The sequence below is a fragment of the Pseudomonas sp. P5_A2_2 genome (assembly GCF_054177685.1).
On sequence record NZ_JBGCUL010001324.1, the window covers coordinates 1 to 1,060 of the forward strand.

The following is a 1,060-nucleotide window of genomic DNA, read 5'->3' on the forward strand; positions in this document are numbered from 1 at the left end:
GCCGAAGGCATCATTGATCGTGAGTGAGAAATGCTTCTTGAATTGGTCGACCTTGCGTTTATTCGTAAGGTTTCGAAGCGTTGATTCAAGCTGGGTCTTGACCTCGCCCATAAAGCGAGAGAGCTGTGCACAGCTCTGTGGAAATGCAGAATTGATGTCAGGCTCGGCAGCGAGAAATTCGATTCGTTTTGCTTCCTTAAGGGTGCTTATCAGGCTGTAAATTTCGAAAAGCGGTTCCTCATCATCTGGCTCCCAGGCTGATTTGGGGTTGAACGATGCCTCGATGAACTCACAAGCTGCAATGGTTCCGGCTAATGGATCGTCTCTCACCTGATCCAAAATTTCCTGTGGTATCTGCATGCTCCGCCCTTACTCTTCCGATGTGCGTTGTGGTGGGGAGTCATCTAGCCACAGATGCCGGAAATATTGCCAGTGCTGCCTGCGGTTCCAAGGCTGAGGCCGGGTTCAGGTGCGGCTGTAGGAAACCGTGTGGCCTTCAATGCCTTCCTCTGCATCAGTCAGCAGGAAATGCACGATGGCGTCCCTCCCGGCTGAATCGCACTCACGTAGGTTTTTGAAGACGCGATCTAGTCGGGTATTCGCTTTGAGCGTATCAGCACAGCCAAATCCCACGATTGACTACCGCTAGTCCGATTCCGGCCTATTCTCTACATGCGATCATCCGAGGCGATACAACCTTTGCTATATCGCTAACACCACCGTGCCCGTCGCTTGGTGCACTACCATTTCAGAGCGAAGCTCTCCAATCAAGTTTTCAATGGCTCGGCTAGACGTCAGTTGGCTGGTCGTGCCCGCAGTGGCCAGGAGATCGACTCGGCCAGAGGTAGGATCGAACACCTTGATCATCAGTGATCCGTCCGGATTGACTGAGCAGGTGCACGAGAGCGGCTGGAATCCACATTCAATAATGTGGCGAAGCTCAAGCGTAGAGATCATGACTCACGTCCATAGGGACAGGAGAATGGGATCTAACCTAGTAATAATAGCTAATGATATTCAAAGTGGCGCGTGCGTCATTGTTCACGAGTGGCTTCATACC

2 protein-coding genes are annotated in these 1,060 nt (G+C 51.7%); both read right to left on the minus strand.

Annotated features, from left to right (window positions below; genetic code table 11):
- Nucleotides 1-360, minus strand: a 360-nt coding sequence (locus ACXRVY_RS31140; RefSeq protein ID WP_458239225.1) for a hypothetical protein, incomplete at its 3' end; no start/stop codon positions are given.
- A gap of 342 nt (nucleotides 361-702) precedes the next feature.
- Complete coding sequence (locus ACXRVY_RS31145) at nucleotides 703-957, minus strand: DUF1652 domain-containing protein (protein ID WP_457266242.1); 255 nt, start codon at nucleotides 955-957, stop codon at nucleotides 703-705.
- Nucleotides 958-1,060: the final 103 nt, after the last annotated feature.

Bases quoted from the DNA above. Each gene is read 5' to 3' on its own strand.
- ACXRVY_RS31145 (WP_457266242.1), bottom strand. From the start codon at position 957: ATGATCTCTACGCTTGAGCTTCGCCACATTATTGAATGTGGATTCCAG.